This is a genomic window from Streptomyces sp. NPDC048441, assembly GCF_043200235.1.
Lineage (GTDB): Bacteria > Actinomycetota > Actinomycetes > Streptomycetales > Streptomycetaceae > Streptomyces.
In genome coordinates this window covers 267,865-284,563 of sequence record NZ_JBICXM010000011.1, presented here as the reverse complement: position 1 = coordinate 284,563, position 16,699 = coordinate 267,865, and the positions used below count along the sequence as shown (strand labels likewise).

The following is a 16,699-nucleotide window of genomic DNA, read 5'->3' as shown; positions in this document are numbered from 1 at the left end:
GGAGTGGCGCGAGGAATACGCCCCCCAATACCGCACACAACCCCATTTGCACTCGGCCGAATCGCGCTCCGATCACCCCTCGGTAAGCTGACGGCATGACAGGACAGGTACGTACCGTCGACGGCCGCGTGGCCGGTCGGCGCGGTCAGGCGACGCGTCAGAAGCTGCTCGACTGCCTCAGCGAGATGCTCAGCTCCTCGCCCTACCGGGACGTCAAAGTCATCGACGTCGCCCGGAAGGCGGGGACTTCACCCGCGACCTTCTATCAGTACTTCCCCGACGTCGAGGGCGCCGTCCTCGAGATCGCGGAGCAAATGGCCGCGGAGGGAGCCGAGTTGACCCAGCTCCTTGACGGCCGCTCCTGGGTCGGCAAGGCGGGATGGCAGACCTCGCAGGAGCTCGTCGAGGGCTTTCTCGACTTCTGGCGCAAGAACGACGCGATCCTCCGGGTCGTCGATCTGGGCGCCGCCGAGGGCGACAAACGCTTCTACAAACTCCGCATGAAGATCCTGAACTCGGTCAACAACTCCCTTACGGACACCGTCAAGGAACTCCAGGCCAAGGGCAAGGTCGACAAGGACGTCAACCCGGCCGCGATGGCGGGCTCTTTGGTGGCGATGCTCGCCGCGGTCGCCTCGCACCAGCGGGGTTTCCAGACGTGGGGGGTCAAGCAGGCCGAACTGAAGCCCAACCTGGCGCTGTTGGTGCATCTGGGAGTAACAGGCAAGAAGCCGACGAAGTAGGGCAAATTTCGACTGTCTTCTGACGCTTCCTCAAGTCCTGTCACCGCAGCGGCGGATCACGGTGTACCAGTGATCCGCCGCTGCGGTCTCCAGCCGACGTTCTGCCTATCCCGTCTATCTATCCCGTCTATCTATTCCGTACGCCGCTCCAGACGGAAGAGGCGGATCTCCCGCTCTATGCGGGACTGGTACGTCGCGTACGGCGGCCAGAACTCCAGCACCGCCGCCCAGGCAGCCGCCCGCTCATCCCCCGCCAACAGCCGTGCGGTGACCGGGATGTCCACGCCCCGCCAGTTGACGTCGGCGTCCGGATGGGCGATGAGGTTGGCGGTCCATGCGGGGTGTCCCGGACGCCCGAAGTTGGAGCCGATGAGGATCCAGCTGCCCGCCTCCTCCGGCATACAGGCCAGCGGTGTCGTACGCGGCAGCCCGCTCTTCGCGCCGCGCACCGTCAGGATCACCCCCGGCAGCATCTTCGCGCTGAGCAGCACCTTGCCGCGCGTGAGGCGGTGCACCGTGCGGTCCATCGCGGGGATGAAGTGCGGCGCGATCTTCGCGAAGGTCCTGGTGGACGACACCTTCTGCATCAGCCGGACACCGGGGGCCATCAGACGGCCAGCCGGTTCTGGGGGGAGCCGGGTGTCGATCCGGGCGCCGGTCCGCGACCAGTTCCTGACGCCGACCCCGACGCCGCTCCCGACGCCGCTCCCGGCTCGGCTCCGAACAGCACCGCCTGTTCCGCCGCACGGGCCCGCAGCCGGTGGACGGGCCCGAAGAGCAGCTCGTCGCTCGATGCCCGCTTGAAGTAGAGATGCGCCTCGTTCTCCCAGGTGAAGCCGATGCCGCCGGGCAGCTGTACGGCCTCCGACGCGGCGGTCCGCAGCGCGTCGAGCGCCTGCGCGAGCGCGAGCCCACCCACCCGTTCGGTGCCTGCCCCCGCGGCCCACGCGGCGTAGTACGCCGCCGACCGCGCGGCCTGCACCTGCACATACACATCCGCGAGCCGGTGCTTGACCGCCTGGAAGGAGCCGATCGCCCGCCCGAACCGCTCGCGCTGCTTGACGTATTCGACGGTCCGCTCAAGCGCACGGTCAGCGGCGCCCACGGCCTCCGCGGCCAGCACGGTGGCGGCGGCGTCACCGACGGCGGCGAGCGCGCCCGCCACATCGGCGTCATCCGCGGCATCGGCATCGCCATCGGCATTGGCATTGGCAGCTGTGCCCAGCAACTCCGCTTCCACGTCCCGCAGTTCCACTCGCGCCTGCGGCCGGGTCTCGTCCAGGGAGGTCTGCCGGGATCGTACGAGTCCGGCGGCCCCCTCGCGCACGAGATAGAGGAGCGTACGGGAACGGGCGAAGCCACCCGTGTGCGCGGCCACGACGAGCAGCCCCGCGCTGTGCCCGTCGAGGACCTGCTCCGCCTGGCCGTAGAGCCGCCAGGCGCCGTCCGAGATCTTGGCCTGCACACCGCCCGCGCGCCCGCCGCCCGACCAATCGCCGAGGTTGTCGCCGACGAGGCCGAGCGCGGTGGCGAGTCCGGTGCCCGGCACCGCGAGGGCGGCGGTCAGCTCCCCCGCCGCGATCCGGGGCAGGAGCTCAGCCCGCTGCTCCTCGGTGCCGAGGCGCTGGAGGAGCGGGGTGACGAGGGCGGCGGTGGCGAAGAGGGGGGAGGGAGCGAGTGCCCGCCCCAATTCCTCGCCACTTAGGGCTAGTTCGGCCGCCCCACAGCCCACCCCTCCGAATTCCCCTGGGCGAGCCAGGCCGAGCTGTTCGGCGAGGGCGGACCAGAGGGCAGCGTCGTATCCGACGGGGGTGCGGACCGCGGCCTTCACCTCGTCCGGCCCGCAGCGTTTGGTGACGAGCTCACGAAGGGTGCGGCGGATTTCTTCCTGCTCCGCGGTGAAGGCGGCGTCCATCGGCGGGCTCCTCCCCCGGGTCGCGGCGGTGTCCGCCGACCCAGATCTGACGGGCCGTCATGCTAGGGCGGCGCCCGGCAGATGCACAGGGCTGCGACGAGACGTAACGCCTACGGGGATCGCTCCCGCACAGGGATCACTCCCGCACGGGGACCACTCCCGCACGCTCACGGGGGACCACCTCCCGAGTCCCCTCGAGTCCCCTCGAGGACTCCCTGGACCTCCCGAGACCTCCCGCCACCCTCCGTATCTGATGTACCGTCAGATTCATGCCAACTACCCTCCCCTCCCGCCCCCGTGAGGCGGCAGCCCGCCCCCGCAAGGTGGCCGTCGTAGGCATATCCCTCGCCGACTGCGGCCGCGTGGACGAGGCCACCCCCTACGCCCTGCACGCCCAGGCGGCCCGCCGCGCCCTCGCCGACTCGGGCCTCGGCCGTGACGTCATCGACGGCATCGCGTCGGCGGGCCTCGGCACGCTCGCGCCGGTCGAGGTCGCCGAGTACCTGGGCCTGAAGCCACGCTGGGTCGACTCCACCTCCGTCGGCGGCTCCACCTGGGAGGTCATGGCGGCGCACGCGGCGGACGCGATCGCGGCGGGGCGCGCGAACGCGGTGCTCCTCGTGTACGGCTCGACGGCGAGGGCCGACATCAAGGCGAAGCGGCGTACGTCGAACCTGTCGTTCGGCGCACGAGGCCCCCTCCAGTTCGAGGTCCCGTACGGCCACTCCCTGATCTCCAAGTACGCGATGGCCGCGCGCCGCCACATGCACGAGTACGGCACGACGCTCGAACAGCTCGCCTCGGTGGCGGTCCAGGCGCGGGCGAACGCCGCGACGAACCCCGACGCGATGTACCGCGACCCGATCACGGTCGACGAGGTCCTGAGCGGCCCGATGATCGCGGACCCGTTCACCAAACTGCACTGCTGCATACGTTCCGACGGCGGATGCGCGGTGCTTCTGGCGGCGGAGGAGTACGTGGCCGACTGCGCGTCGACGCCGGTGTGGGTGCTCGGCACCGGCGAGCACGTCTCGCACACCACGATGTCGGAGTGGGAGGACTTCACGGTGTCCCCGGCGGCGGTGAGCGGACGTCTGGCGTTCGAGCGTGCGGGGATTCGCCCCGCCGACGTCGACGTGGCGGAGATCTACGACGCCTTCACCTACATGACCTTGGTGACCCTGGAGGACTTGGGATTCTGCCCCAAGGGCGAGGGAGGCGCGTTCGTGGAGAAGGGCCGCCTGCTGCGGGACGGCGAGCTGCCGACGAACACGGACGGCGGCGGGCTCTCCGCCCAGCACCCGGGAATGCGAGGCCTGTTCCTGCTGGTGGAGGCGGTACGGCAACTGCGCGGCGAGGCGGGTGAGGGCCGCCAGGTGCGCAGGGCGGGAGGCAGGCTCCCGGAGGTGGCGGTGGCGTCGGGGACGGGCGGGTGGTTCTGCTCGTCGGGGACGGTGGTGCTCGGCCGGGGATGAGGGGCCCTCCTGCCGGGCGGGCGAGGTGTGGCGCGCCATCGAGGAGAGGCTTCACCTCGTCCACCTCGTCCACCTCCGTCCACCTCGTCCGCCTCGTCCACCTCATCCACCTCGTCCCCCTCATCCACCTCTTCGACCTCTACGACCTGCCCGGCGGCGGCGACCGCTCACGTAGATTCGCCGGATGGACGATTCCGACAGCAGGCCCGACGACACCGCCCACGGGCGCGCTCTCCTCCGCACCCTCCGCGTCTGGGACACCGGACTGCCCGCCTTCGACCTGGCGACCGCCCCCGCGGCCCCGCTCCCCCTGTTCTGGCAGTGGTTCGTGGACGTGGCCGAGGCAGGCCAGGTGGAGCCGCACACGATGAGCCTGGCCACGGCGGACGAGTCGGGCCGCCCCGACGTACGGACGCTGATGCTGCACGACGCGGACGCGGCAGGATGGCACTTCGGCTCGCATGCGGGCAGCGCGAAGGGCCGCCAGCTCGCGGCACGCCCCGAGGCCGCGCTCGGCTTCTACTGGCCCGTGCAGGGCCGCCAGGTCCGGGTGCGGGGCCGGGTCACGACGGCGAGCGCCACCGAGAGCCGCGCCGACCTCGCACGCCGTTCGCCCGGGGCACTGGCTTCGGCACTGGTCGGCAGGCAGAGCGAAGTGCTGCCGTCGTACGGGGATCTGGTGGCCGCGAGTCAGGCCGCCTGGGAGCACGCGCAGGCGGAGCCGGACGCCCCGGCACCGAGCTGGACGCTGTACGTACTCGAACCGGACGAGGTCGAGTTCTTCCAGGGAGACGCGCGGCGGCGCCACGTGCGGCTGCGGTACCGGAGGGAGACGGACGGCGGCTGGGCGAAGGAGCTGCTGTGGCCGTAAGGCTTCACTGAGGCGCTGTAGGCTTCACTGAGGCGCTGAAGGGTTCACTGAGGCGCTGTAGGCTTCACTGAGGCGCTGAAGGGTTCACTGAGGCGGCTTCAATGAGACTTCACTGAAGACTTCACTGCCCGAAGCCGTACTGCGTGAAGTCCCGCACCGGCCGGTAGCCGATCCGCTGGTAGAGCCCGCTGCTCGTGGGGTTGGCGAGGTCGGCGAAGAGCAGCACCTCGTCCGCCCCCGCGGCCAGCGCGGCACGGCTGACTTCGACGGTCGCCGCTCCCGCGTAGCCACGGCCGCGCAGTTCGGCGGGGGTGTAGACGGGGGCGACCCGGACCTGGCCCGCGACGCGGCGGGTGGCGCCCGCCATCGCTACCGGGGTGCCGTCGGGGGTCTCCCAGAGGGTGATACCTCCGTAGGCGATACGGGAGTCGGCCCACGTGCCGGAGTCCATCGCACCGGCCTCGCCGATGGCCTCCCCGAACTCCCCGTGCCAGCGCGCCAGCAGCTCCCGGTCAGCGTCGCCCGCCACGCGCGCCCTGCCTTCCGGGGTGGGTTCGGGCGGGGTCAGGGTGCCGAGGCGGTACAGGCGGTCGCGGTGGAGCTCATCGGCGACAGCCCCCGTGTTCCGCTGCCAGGCCTGCGCGAACGCCTCCGCGGTGTCCCGCTCGGCGCCGACTCCCGGCAGCTTCTCGCCCGCGTCGGCGAGCAGCGCGGCGAGTTCGTCGGCGGCGGCCCTGTCGGCGAGCGGGCTCAGCGCGAGGCGGTGCGGCGGGGTCCACACGAAGACTCCGCACACGGCGCCACCGCCTTCGGTACGGATCCCGAAGAGGGGCTCCCCTTCCCCGTACACATGAAGGCCACGCGTGCGCAGGGTGTCGGAGACGCTGAGCAGCGCCGTGTGCGCGGCGGGGTCCGAGTGCAGGAAACTCTGGGCGCGGGACAGGAATTGACCGAGGTCGGCGGTCAACTGCCAGGTGGCGACGGGTGCGTTTGAGGAGTCCATAGGTCATGATCCCCCATGCCACACCCTCGACAGAAGCGGATTACGACGCCTGCCGGGGCCGCCGTCACCGCGCGCCGCGGAAGACCGGCACCGTCACACCTTCCCCCTCCCCCTCCGCCTCGCGGAACGCCACCTCCAGCGCCATCCCGATCCGCAGCTCACCCCCGACGCCCCTGCCGTCCCTGCCGTCCCCGCCGTCCCCGCCGTCGACGATCTCCGTCATCATGCGCGGGCCTTCGGCGAGGTCGACGACCGCGGCGACGTACGGGACGCGGGCGCCGAACGGCGGCAGGTCGTTCCGGTGGACGACGGACCAGGTGTAGAGCGTGGCCTGGCCGCTCGCCCGCTCCCAGCCGCCCTCCTCGCTCCAGCAGTACGGGCAGAACTCGCGCGGATAGTGGTGCGCCTTGCCGCACGCGCCGCAGCGGCGCAGCAGCAGGTGGCCTTCGGCGGCGGCGTCCCAGTAGGGGCGGGTGAAGGCGTCGGGCTCGGGGAGGTCGAAACGCGGGTTCGCGGCGCCCGCCGAAGCGGTGCTCACAGGAACAAACCCATCACGTTGTCCAGCGACCACGACTGCCAGGACATGGCGAAGAGGGCGACGAGCGAAATCAGCGCCATCATCGCGTTCTGCCCCTGCTCGGCCCAGTCGTGGATCATGAGGACGAGGTAGATGACGTTGAGCAGCAGCCCGCCGATCAGGGCGATCGGCGTGAGGAAGCCGACGATCAGGCCGAGTCCCAGGGCGAGTTCGGCGTAGACGACGACGTACGCCATGGTCTTCGGGCGGGGCACGACCACCGCGTCGAAGCCGCTGCGGACCGCGTTCCACTTGTGCTTCTCGGCGACGCCCGCTGCCCAGGCGATCCCCGCGCCCTCGAACCAGCTCTTCTTGTCCTTGTGCCGCCAGCTCTCCAGCCACCACAGGCCGAGGCCTATGCGGAGCACGGCGAGCCATTCGGCGCCGGTGAGCCAGATCGTGTCCATGCGGCGACCTCCGGGGGCGAGTTCCTGAAACGGCGCAGATTCCTGAAACGGCACAGGTTTCTGAAACGGCACAGGTTTCTGACGATACGTTTCTGACGGTACGTCAGTTCAGCGCACGAGCCCCTCGTACGCAAGAGGTGTACCGCGTCCGAGGAGCGGGCGGGCCATGGACATAGGGCACACCACGTACACCCGTGATCAATTCGCAACCGGTTTGGAGCTTGACCGTCCCCCATCAAGTGACCACCTGATTACTCTCAGGTTCATGGCCGACACCATTCCCCCACAAGCGCCACACCACGACCGCCCTGTGTACGTCATCGGTGGCGGACCCGGCGGGCTCTCCGTGGCGGCCGCCCTGCGCGCACGCGGCGTACGCGCGGTCGTGCTCGAGAAGTCCGACAGGGTCGGCGCCTCCTGGCGCGCGCACTACGACCGCCTCCACCTGCACACGACGCGCCGCCTCTCCGCACTGCCGGGGCTCGCGATACCCCGCGCCTTCGGACGGTGGGTGTCACGTGACAACGTCCTCCGCTACCTGGAGAAGTACGCCGAGTTCCACCAACTGGAGATCGTCACCGGCGTCGAGGTGTCCCGCCTGGAGCAGGCGGCCGACGGCACCGGGTGGCTGCTGCACGCCACCGGCGGGCGGGAGCTGACCGGCAGCGCGGTGGTGGTCGCCACCGGCTACAACCACACGCCGAGCCTGCCGCGCTGGCCCGGCCGCGACACGTACGCGGGCGAACTCCTGCACGCGAGCGACTACCGCAACCCGCGCCCCTACGAAGGCAAGGACGTCCTGGTCGTCGGCGTCGGCAACACCGGCGCCGAGATCGCCGTCGACCTCATCGACGGCGGCGCGGCCCGCGTCCGCATCGCGGTGCGCACCGTGCCGCACATCGTCCGCCGCTCCACGGCCGGCTGGTCCGCGCAGCGCATGGGCATCCTGTGCCGCAGGCTGCCCGTCGCACTCGTGGACCGCCTCGCGGGGCCGATCGCCAAGGCGAGCGTCCCCGACCTGGCCGCGCAGGGTCTTCCCCGGCCCGGCACGGGCCTGTACTCGCGGGTCAACGAGGGCGCGATCCCGGTGCAGGACGTGGGCCTGATCGACGCGGTGCGCAAGGGCAGGGTCGAACCGGTCGCGGCCGTCGAGTCCTTCGAGGACGGCAAGGTCGTCCTGGCCGACGGCACCCGCATCGCCCCTGAGGTCGTCATCGCCGCCACGGGCTACCGCCGCGCCCTTGAGCCCCTCCTCGGCGACCTCGGCGTACTGGACGAGAAGGGCGCCCCGGTCGTCCGCGGCGCCCGCACCCCGCACTCGGCCCCGGGCCTCTACTTCACCGGGTTCACCAACCCCATCAGCGGGATGCTCCGCGAACTGGCCCGGGACGCCGAGAAGATCGCGAAGGCGGTGGCGGGCAGCGGCAGCGGCAGCGGCAGCGGCAGGACACGCTGACCGGCGCCCTCGCGTCCGTGCCCTCGCGTCCGTGCCCTCCCGCTCCGCCCCGATGGCTTGAACCCCCCGCCCCGGCAGCCCCGACCGCCGGGGCGGGGTAGTACGCCGGTGCACCTGGGTACGGGTGTGACAGCAGATCCCCTGCGGCATCCGCTTCAGGCTTTGCGTGCAGCCCTGTTCCTGACACAGCGTCAGTTCAGTAATCTGACTGAGCGTCAGTTGAGTTGCTGTCACACAGGAGCGGGCGGACCGATGCTTGGATCGACATACGGCACCTTCACCACCGACCCCCGCCGCGCGCGTGTTGTGGCCTGCGGCGAAGCCCCGGCACCTACCGTCCACGGCCAGGCCGCCACGGCCGACGACCTGGACGTCAGCGGCCGTCCCCTGCACGCGGACGTACCGGACCTCGACCGGTTCTTCCGTCCCGAGTCCGTCGCCGTCATCGGCGCATCGGACGCCGAGGGGCGGCCGAACACCGGCATCACACGCCAGCTCATGGCCTGGGCCGAGCGGTGCGGTGCCCGGCTCCATCCCGTGCACCCCACCCGTCAGGCCGTCTTCGGCATCCCCTGTTTCCCCTCCGTCGCGGACCTGCCGGAACAGGTCGATCTGGCCGTACTCCTCGTCAGCGATCCCCTTCCCGTGATCGAGGAACTCGCCGAGTCCAAGGTGAAGTTCGCCGTCGCCTTCGCCTCCGGGTTCGCCGAGACCGGCGAGGAGGGCGCGGCCGCCCAGGCCCGCCTCGCCGCCGCCGTCGAGCGCTCGGGGCTCCGGCTGCTCGGGCCGAACACCAACCTCAACGCCTTCGAGAAGTTCCGCGACGATCTCGATGGCCCCGCGATCGCCCTGATCACCCAGTCCGGACATCAGGGCCGCCCCGTCTTCACCATGCAGGAGATCGGCGTGCGCCTCTCCCACTGGGCGCCCACCGGTAACGAAGCAGACCTGGAGACCGCCGACTTCATCTCCTACTTCGCCGAACGCCCCGAGGTCGGAGCCATCGCCTGTTACGTCGAAGGCCTCAAGGACGGCCGCTCCTTCCTGCTCGCCGCCGACCGCGCCGCCCAGCACGGCGTGCCCGTCGTCGCGGTCAAGGTGGGCCGCACGGAGACCGGCGCCCGGATGGCCGCCTCACATACCGGCAAGCTCACCGGCGCCGACGCGGTCGTCGACGCGGCGATGCGGCAGTACGGCGTGATCCGCGTGGACGGACTCGACGAACTCCAGGACACCTCCGCCCTGTTGGCGCGGGCTCGGCCTCCGCAGGCCGAGGGCGTCGTGGTGTATTCGATCTCGGGCGGCACGGGCGCGCACTTCTCGGACCTGGCGACCGAGGCGGGGCTGCGGCTCCCCGCGCTTTCGGACGCCAAGCAGACGGAGCTGCACCAGTGGATACCGGACTACCTGAACGTCACCAACCCCGTCGACAACGGCGGTCACCCGGTGGGCGACTGGCGCGGCCGGAAGATCATCGACGCGATCCTGGACGACCCTGAGGTGGGGGTGCTCATCTGCCCCATCACAGGACCCTTCCCGCCCATGAGCGACAAGCTCGCGCAGGACCTGGTGGACGCGGCGGAACAGACGGACAAGCTGGTGTGCGTGGTGTGGGGCTCGCCCGTGGGCACCGAGGAGGCCTACCGCACAACGCTGCTCGGCTCGTCGCGCGTCGCCACCTTCCGCACCTTCGCCAACTGCATCACGGCGGTGCGCGCCTATCTGGACCACCACCGCTTCACGACCCGCTACCGCTCCCCCTTCGCCGACGCCCCGCGCACGGCATCGCCCTCCTTCCGCAAGGCCCAGGCCCTGATGCGGCCCGCTCAGCAGCTGAGCGAGCACGCGGCGAAGCAGCTGCTGCGCGCGTACGGGATTCGCGTACCGCGCGAGCAGTTGGTGACGAGCGCGGCGGCGGCCGTGCGGGCGGCGGGGCTCGTCGGCTACCCGGTGGTGATGAAGGCGTCCGGTGCGCGGCTTGCCCACAAGAGTGAACTGGGCCTGGTGAAAGTCGGGTTGACCTCGGCCAGCCAGGTCCGCGACGCCTATCGGGAGCTGACCGACATCGCCCGCTACGAAGGGATCGCGCTGGACGGCGTACTCGTCTGCCAGATGGTGGAGCGGGGCGTCGAGATGGTGGTGGGCGTGACGCACGATGAGCTGTTCGGGCCGACCGTGACCGTCGGACTCGGCGGTGTCCTGGTGGAGGTCCTGCGGGACGTGGCCGTACGGGTGCCGCCCTTCGGGGAGGACCAGGCCCTCGCGATGCTCTCCGAATTGCGCGGGCGACCGTTGCTGGACGGGGTCCGTGGCGCGCCCCCGGCTGACATCGACGCGCTCGTCGAGGTCGTGCTGCGGGTGCAGCGGATGGCCCTTGAGCTGGGTGATGACCTTGCGGAGCTGGATATCAACCCCCTGATGGTGTTGCCGCGGGGGCAGGGCGCTGTCGCGCTCGATGCCTTGGCCGTCTGCCGGTGAGTGGGTTCTCAGGACGCCGCCTCGCGGCGAATGTCTCCCACCCACCCACACGATCACCCAGCAGCGCAAGATGAACGAACGGAGCCGTTCCCCCATGACAAGCACCTCCCCCGACTCGGTCAACTCCCTCGACTCATTGGTACTCCACACCACTGACAACGGCGTCTCGTGGATCACTCTCAACCGTCCCGAAGCCATGAACGCCGTCACCTGGGACCAGCGCGAACGCGTCATCCAGCTGCTCGCCGAGGCCTCCGCCGACCCCGCGGTCCGTGCCGTCGTGATCACCGCCACCGGCAAGGGATTCTGCGCGGGCGCCGACCTGCGCGGAGCCCCCGCAGCCGCCGAGCGCGTGCCCGGCGACGTGGCCCGCACGATCAAGCTGGGCGCCCAGCGCCTCATCGCCGCCGTCCTCGACTGCGAGAAGCCGGTGATCGCCGCCGTCAACGGCACGGCGGCCGGGATCGGCGCGCACCTCGCGTTCGCCTGCGATCTGGTCATCGCGGCCGAACAGGCCAAGTTCATCGAGGTGTTCGTGCGCCGGGGCCTGGTGCCCGACGGCGGCGGAGCCTATCTGCTGCCCCGCCTCGTCGGGCCGCAGCGAGCGAAGGAGCTGATGTTCTTCGGGGACTCGCTCCTCGCCATGGACGCCGAACGCCTCGGGCTCGTCAACCGCGTCGTACCTGCCGACGAACTGGAGAAGACGGCCCGCGCCTGGGCCGAACGCCTGGCCACAGGTCCGACCCGCGCCATCGCCATGACCAAGCAACTGGTCAACGCCGCCCTCGATTCGGACCGTGCGACCGCCTTCGCCGCGGAGGCCGCCGCGCAGGAGATCAACATGACGACGGCGGACGCGAACGAGGGGGTGGCCAGCTTCGTGGAGAGGCGTTCGCCTTCGTACGAGGGCCGTTGACGTCTGTCCGCTGAAGAACGCCGCCGGCGACCTGCCCCGAAGCCCGCCCACGCGGCAGCCTCCGCACCCTTCCAATCTGACGACCCGTCAGCTTCAATGGGGGATGTGATGGGACACGCAGGGATGGCGGCCACCGCTGTCCGATACCTCAGGTCGGTCGGAGCACCGACCACCACAGGCCCGGTCGAAGCCCTGCCGCGCCCTCAGCTGCGGGCGGTCGGCGACGACGAGCGGGCGCCACTCGATCCGGGCGAATTCCGGCGTGTGCTCGGGAACTTCGCGACCGGCGTGACCGTTGTCACGGCACCGGCAGCGGCAGGCGAACCGGGTCCCGCCGGGTTCGCCTGCCAGTCCTTCTCCTCGCTCTCCCTCGACCCGCCCCTCGTCTCGTTCATGGTCGCGCGTACGTCGACGACATGGCCCCGCATCGCACGTGCGGGCGTCTTCTGCGTCAACATCCTGGGCGCGGACCAGGGCGCGCTGTGCCGCGGCTTCGCCGTGAGCGGCGCCGACAAGTTCGCCGGCGTGGACCATGACCCCGCCCCCGTCACCGGCTCGCCCCGCCTGACCGGCGTACCGGCCTGGATCGACTGCACGATCCAGGCCGTGCACACCGGGGGCGACCATCTGATCGTGGTCGGCCGGGTGGACGCGCTGGGGGCGACCGCCGACGGCGAACCGCTCCTGTTCCACAAGGGCGCGTTCGGCACGTTCAGCACGTAGGACGGACCGCCACGTTCAACACGCAAGACCGACCGCCACGTTCATCACGTACAACAGACCGCGACCACCAGGCACCAGAGCAGACACCCAGACCCCCCAGGCACCCAGACCCCCAGGCACCCCTACCCGGCCACCGAGGGCTGCCCAGCCTTCTCACCCTCAGTCCCGCTGCCACCCTGCCGAATGACCAGCGCCATCAGTGCCGCCGCCGCGCACAGCGCCCCGGAGGCGATCCACATCACGTCGTACGACCCGAAGGTGTCCCGCACGACACCGCCGACGACAGCCACGATCGCGGCGCCCACCTGGTGCGATGCGAGCACCCAGCCGAAGACGATGGCGCTGTCGTCGCCGTACTGCTCGCGGCAGAGTGCCAGGGTCGGCGGCACGGTCGCCACCCAGTCGAGGCCGTAGAAGACGATGAAGAAGATCATCGGCGGGTGCACGGTCGAATCGAGCAGCAGTGGCAGGAAGAGCAGCGAGATACCGCGCAGCGCGTAGTAGACGGCGAGCAGCCGCCGCGCGTCGAAGCGGTCCGTGAACCAGCCGGACGCGATCGTGCCCACGACGTCGAAGACGCCGATGACGGCGAGCAGCGACGCGGCCGCCGTGATCGGCATACCGTGGTCGTGCGCGGCGGGCACGAAGTGCGTCTGGATGAGCCCGTTCGTCGAGGCGCCGCAGATGGCGAAGGTCCCGGCGAGCAGCCAGAACGGCCCGGTGCGGGCCGCCTTGACGAGCACGGTGACCGCACGCCGCGCGGCGCCCGTGGCGGGCGGCGGCTTCTCCACGAACTCCTCGGCGCCGTACGGCTTCAGACCCACGTCCGCCGGATGGTCACGCAGCAGCAGCCACACGAACGGAACGACGACGAGCGCGGCCAGAGCGACAGTCACCGCGGCGGGCCGCCACTTGTACGTCTCCACCATCCAGGAGAGCACCGGCAGGAAGATCAGCTGCCCGGAGGCGGAGGCCGCGGTCAGGATGCCGGTGACGAGCCCGCGCCGGGTGGTGAACCACCGGTTGGTGACGGTGGCGGCGAAGGCGAGCGCCATGGATCCGGACCCGAGCCCGACGAGCAGCCCCCAGCACAGCAACAACTGCCAGGCGGACTCCATCCACACAGTAAGACCGGACCCGAGCGCGATCACGACAAGAGCGACCGCCACCACCTTCCGGATGCCGAAGCGGTCCATCAGCGCGGCGGCGAACGGGGCGGTGAGCCCGTACAGCGCGAGGTTGATGGAGACCGCGAGGCCGATCGTGCCGCGCGACCATTCGAACTCCGCGTGCAGCGGATCGATGAGCAGCCCTGGCAGGGACCGGAAGGCGGCGGCGCCGATGATCGTCACGAAGGTGACGGCGGCGACGAACCACGCCCGGTGGATGCGAGGCCGCCGCCTCGGCACCTCCACGGGCGGCTCGACCGCCTGATTCACGTCTGTCTGGGTCACGACAACAGCATCTGATCTCCCTCACCTCTGAACGAGTGGCCCAAGGGACACCGTTAGCTAGGATCGGGCCATGACCCCAACGACCAGCGCCTCCAAGCCGACCACCACCACGGCTCCCCGGCACCGAGTGGTGGTCCTGGCCCTGGACGGCGTCATCCCCTTCGAGCTGGGCATTCCGCAGCGGATCTTCGGCCGCGCGAGAAGCACCGAGGGCAAGCTGCTCTACGAGGTCGTCACCGCGTCCGTCCGCCCCCCGGGCCCGGTCCGCACCGACGCGGACTTCGCGATCCTCGTCGAGAACGGCCCGGAGACCCTGGCAACCGCCGACACGATCGTGATCCCGGCATCGTACGAACTGGGCCCGGTCTTCGAGGAAGGCCGCCTCACCGATGAGTTGGCGGCGGCCCTCGCCCACATCAGGCCGGGCACACGCCTGGTCGCCATCTGCACCGGCGGCTACGTCCTCGCCGCCGCGGGCTACCTCGACGGCCGCGCCGCGACGACGCACTGGGCGTCGGCCGAGCACTTCCAACGCCTCTTCCCCCAGATCAGGGTGGACGCGGACGTGCTCTTCATCGACGACGGCGACGTCCTCACATCGGCGGGCGTGGCGGCGGGCATCGACCTCTGCCTCCATGTCGTACGCCGCGATCACGGCTCTGCGGTCACCAACGAGCTCGCCCGCCGTACGGTGGTGCCGCCCCACCGGGACGGCGGCCAGGCCCAGTACATCCACCGCCCCGTCCCCGACCCTCAGTTGGCGACCACGACATCAGCACGCGCCTGGGCGCTCGGCCGCCTCCACGAGCCGATCCAGCTCCGCGACATGGCAGACCATGAATCCATGTCCGTACGCACTTTCACGCGCCGTTTCCGCGAGGAGGTGGGCATCAGCCCCGGCCAGTGGCTGTCGCAGCAGCGCGTGGAGCGAGCCCGCCACCTCCTGGAGTCGAGCGATCTGTCGGTCGACCAGGTCGCACGGGATGCGGGCTTCGGTACGCCCCAGTCGATGCGGCAGCATCTACAGGCGGCTCTCGGTGTCACCCCCACCGCGTACCGGCGCACTTTCCGGGACACCCTCGGCGGCGTGCCCGCCCGCTGACAGAGCCGGCCGGACCTCGCCGAGCACGCCCACGACCGTGAGGACGAGGGTGAGACCGACCCCGGCGAGGATCGCCGTGGACGGCGCGACGACGCTCAAGAGGCCACCGGCGAGGGAGCCACTGGCCGCGTAACCGGCGCCGACAGCGGCATACATGACCGAGTATCCGGCGGCGAGGGCGCTGGGCGGGAGGACTTCGCGCAGGCTGAGATTCCGGGTGAGCATCGCACCGGCTTGCAGCACCCCGGCGACAACAAGCCCAACGGCAAGCAACCCGACGCTCGGCAGCAGGGCGACCACGGCGATACACCCGGAGACACCGAACATCAGCGCCATGCTCTGCGTCCGAAGCCGCCCAGGCCAGGGCCGCAGCCCATAGACCAACGCCCCGACAGCGGACCCCACCGCAAGCCCGGCAAGGAGCGGCCCGGCCCAGCCCACCGCGATCCCCCGCTGCTCGAGGAGGGCGGGCAGCACCAGCTCTGCGAGGGCGAGCAGGGAGAGGCTCGCGGCGCCGGTGACGTAGACGGGCCACGCCCGGACCATGATCTTCAGCATCGACTCACCGCCCCGGTCGTCCTCGTCCGACTGCCACCCCGCCGGCAGCAGCCAGAGACCGGCCACGGACGAGGCCATCAGTACGGCGGCGAGGAGGAGCGGCAGCTGCGGGGAAACGCCGAGGGCGAGACCGGTGACTGCGGCGGGCGCCACCGCCCACACGCTGAAGGTCAGCACGGACTCGGCGGACAGGGCCTGAGCGACGGACTGTTCGGGCACGAGGCTGGTGAGCAGGGCTCTCAGTCCGCCGGGGGCCGCGGCGGGGGCGGCCCCTGCCAGGAAGGCGGCGCCGCCGAGTACGAGGGGGTGCGTGCCCTCGCCCGCGCCGAGCGCCCCGAAGGCGAGCGCGCCGACGGCGAGGCCGGCCGCGAGCTGCGGCCGTGCGTGCTGGGCCCTGAGCCGCATCCCCAGGAGAGGCGCGCCGACGATCTCGCCGACGACGTACGCGGCGGCGAGGATCGCGCCCAGCGTGTATCCGCCGGGTTGCTCCCGCACCAGGAACACGAGGGCCAATGGGGCCATGGCAACCGGCATCCGGGCCCCCACGGCCACGGTGGCCCACCCCAGAACCGGCTTGGTAGCGACGTCGCGATAACTCACCCCCCGAAGCTAGGGGCACTCCTGCCCGGAAGCCCACCGCTTTTCCTGGGGGCCTATCCCGATTGCCCCGCAGCCTCGCCTGCACCGAAGGGCCTTTCCCGCCCTCCCCCAAGCTCTTAAGGAGCAGGGCCCCACTCCCGCCGTCCTGCCCGCTACCCACCCACCCGGCGTACGGGCCACCCGCCCACCCCTCAATCACTGCGGGGCAAACGGGATGGGGCGGTGAACCCACCAACAGGGGAGCGAACACGCCCCTGCCGACGAGGGCTCGGCCCCGATGCACCTGCTGTCGGCAGCGCTCGCGCGGGGTCGTGTCGGTATTTCCGCCCGGAGCACGGTTCCCAGAACTCCAGCACCGAAGAAGCCCAACGCCCAGACCGTGATGGCGAGGACGGACATACCGGCGCGGCCCCGCTGCCAC

General features: G+C 70.9%; 15 protein-coding genes. 8 read left to right on the top strand and 7 right to left on the bottom strand.

What is annotated here, in order from left to right:
• The first annotated feature begins 95 nt into the window (after positions 1-95).
• Positions 96-743: a TetR family transcriptional regulator gene (locus tag ACGFSB_RS26870; RefSeq protein WP_383271483.1), complete on the top strand. Its 648-nt coding sequence runs from the start codon at positions 96-98 to the stop codon at positions 741-743.
• Positions 744-874: 131 nt separating this feature from the next.
• Here ACGFSB_RS26870 and ACGFSB_RS26865 read toward each other — a convergent pair whose 3' ends face one another.
• Together ACGFSB_RS26865 and ACGFSB_RS26860 are read right to left on the bottom strand one after the other, a co-directional pair.
• Positions 875-1,351 carry a nitroreductase family deazaflavin-dependent oxidoreductase gene (locus ACGFSB_RS26865; protein WP_393404193.1) on the bottom strand — a complete coding sequence of 159 codons (477 nt, stop codon included), beginning with the start codon at positions 1,349-1,351 and terminating at the stop codon, positions 875-877.
• Positions 1,351-2,658, bottom strand: coding sequence for an acyl-CoA dehydrogenase family protein (locus ACGFSB_RS26860; protein ID WP_393404190.1), 1,308 nt, complete (start codon positions 2,656-2,658; stop codon positions 1,351-1,353). Before ACGFSB_RS26860 ends, ACGFSB_RS26865 begins: the two co-directional genes overlap by 1 nt.
• A 269-nt stretch (positions 2,659-2,927) precedes the next feature.
• Between ACGFSB_RS26860 and ACGFSB_RS26855 the strand changes: the two genes are divergently transcribed.
• Positions 2,928-4,133 carry an acetyl-CoA acetyltransferase gene (locus ACGFSB_RS26855; RefSeq protein WP_393404188.1) on the top strand — a complete coding sequence of 402 codons (1,206 nt, stop codon included), beginning with the start codon at positions 2,928-2,930 and terminating at the stop codon, positions 4,131-4,133.
• Positions 4,134-4,317: 184 nt separating this feature from the next.
• On the top strand, positions 4,318-5,004 hold the full coding sequence (locus ACGFSB_RS26850; RefSeq protein ID WP_393404186.1) for a pyridoxal 5'-phosphate synthase: 687 nt from the start codon (positions 4,318-4,320) through the stop codon (positions 5,002-5,004).
• 121 nt (positions 5,005-5,125) lie between these two features.
• On the opposite strand, the gene ACGFSB_RS26845 is transcribed toward ACGFSB_RS26850, so the two are convergent.
• The 3 genes from ACGFSB_RS26845 to ACGFSB_RS26835 all read right to left on the bottom strand — a co-directional run bounded on the left by ACGFSB_RS26845 (position 5,126) and on the right by ACGFSB_RS26835 (position 6,991).
• Entirely contained in the window at positions 5,126-6,007 is an 882-nt protein-coding gene (locus tag ACGFSB_RS26845; RefSeq protein WP_393404183.1) for a GNAT family N-acetyltransferase, read from the bottom strand.
• Positions 6,008-6,071: 64 nt separating this feature from the next.
• On the bottom strand, positions 6,072-6,545 hold the full coding sequence (locus ACGFSB_RS26840) for a Zn-ribbon domain-containing OB-fold protein (RefSeq protein WP_393404180.1): 474 nt from the start codon (positions 6,543-6,545) through the stop codon (positions 6,072-6,074).
• Positions 6,542-6,991 (bottom strand): DoxX family protein, encoded by a 450-nt coding sequence (locus tag ACGFSB_RS26835; protein WP_393404177.1) that lies wholly within the window; start codon positions 6,989-6,991, stop codon positions 6,542-6,544. The genes ACGFSB_RS26840 and ACGFSB_RS26835 overlap by 4 nt, the downstream gene beginning before the upstream one ends.
• A gap of 265 nt (positions 6,992-7,256) precedes the next feature.
• Between ACGFSB_RS26835 and ACGFSB_RS26830 the strand changes: the two genes are divergently transcribed.
• From ACGFSB_RS26830 to ACGFSB_RS26815, 4 genes are all read left to right on the top strand, one after another.
• Positions 7,257-8,447, top strand: a complete 1,191-nt coding sequence (locus tag ACGFSB_RS26830) for a flavin-containing monooxygenase (protein ID WP_393404175.1) — start codon at positions 7,257-7,259, stop codon at positions 8,445-8,447.
• 252 nt (positions 8,448-8,699) lie between these two features.
• Positions 8,700-10,925, top strand: coding sequence for an acetate--CoA ligase family protein (locus tag ACGFSB_RS26825; RefSeq protein WP_393404173.1), 2,226 nt, complete (start codon positions 8,700-8,702; stop codon positions 10,923-10,925).
• A 94-nt stretch (positions 10,926-11,019) separates the two neighbouring features.
• Positions 11,020-11,841, top strand: a complete 822-nt coding sequence (locus tag ACGFSB_RS26820; RefSeq protein ID WP_393404170.1) for an enoyl-CoA hydratase/isomerase family protein — start codon at positions 11,020-11,022, stop codon at positions 11,839-11,841.
• A gap of 108 nt (positions 11,842-11,949) precedes the next feature.
• Positions 11,950-12,564 carry a flavin reductase family protein gene (locus tag ACGFSB_RS26815; protein WP_393404168.1) on the top strand — a complete coding sequence of 205 codons (615 nt, stop codon included), beginning with the start codon at positions 11,950-11,952 and terminating at the stop codon, positions 12,562-12,564.
• Between the two features lie 122 nt (positions 12,565-12,686).
• Here the strand turns inward: ACGFSB_RS26815 and ACGFSB_RS26810 are convergent, their stop codons facing one another.
• Positions 12,687-14,018, bottom strand: coding sequence for an MFS transporter (locus ACGFSB_RS26810; protein WP_393404166.1), 1,332 nt, complete (start codon positions 14,016-14,018; stop codon positions 12,687-12,689).
• Between the two features lie 70 nt (positions 14,019-14,088).
• Here ACGFSB_RS26810 and ACGFSB_RS26805 point away from each other — a divergent pair, with 70 nt between their 5' ends.
• A complete protein-coding gene (locus ACGFSB_RS26805; protein WP_393404163.1) occupies positions 14,089-15,120 on the top strand; it encodes a GlxA family transcriptional regulator in 1,032 nt (343 codons plus the stop codon).
• Here ACGFSB_RS26805 and ACGFSB_RS26800 read toward each other — a convergent pair.
• A complete protein-coding gene (locus tag ACGFSB_RS26800) occupies positions 15,040-16,278 on the bottom strand; it encodes an MFS transporter (RefSeq protein ID WP_393404160.1) in 1,239 nt (412 codons plus the stop codon). The two genes, ACGFSB_RS26805 and ACGFSB_RS26800, sit on opposite strands and share 81 nt — an antisense overlap.
• Between the last annotated feature and the right edge of the window lie 421 nt (positions 16,279-16,699).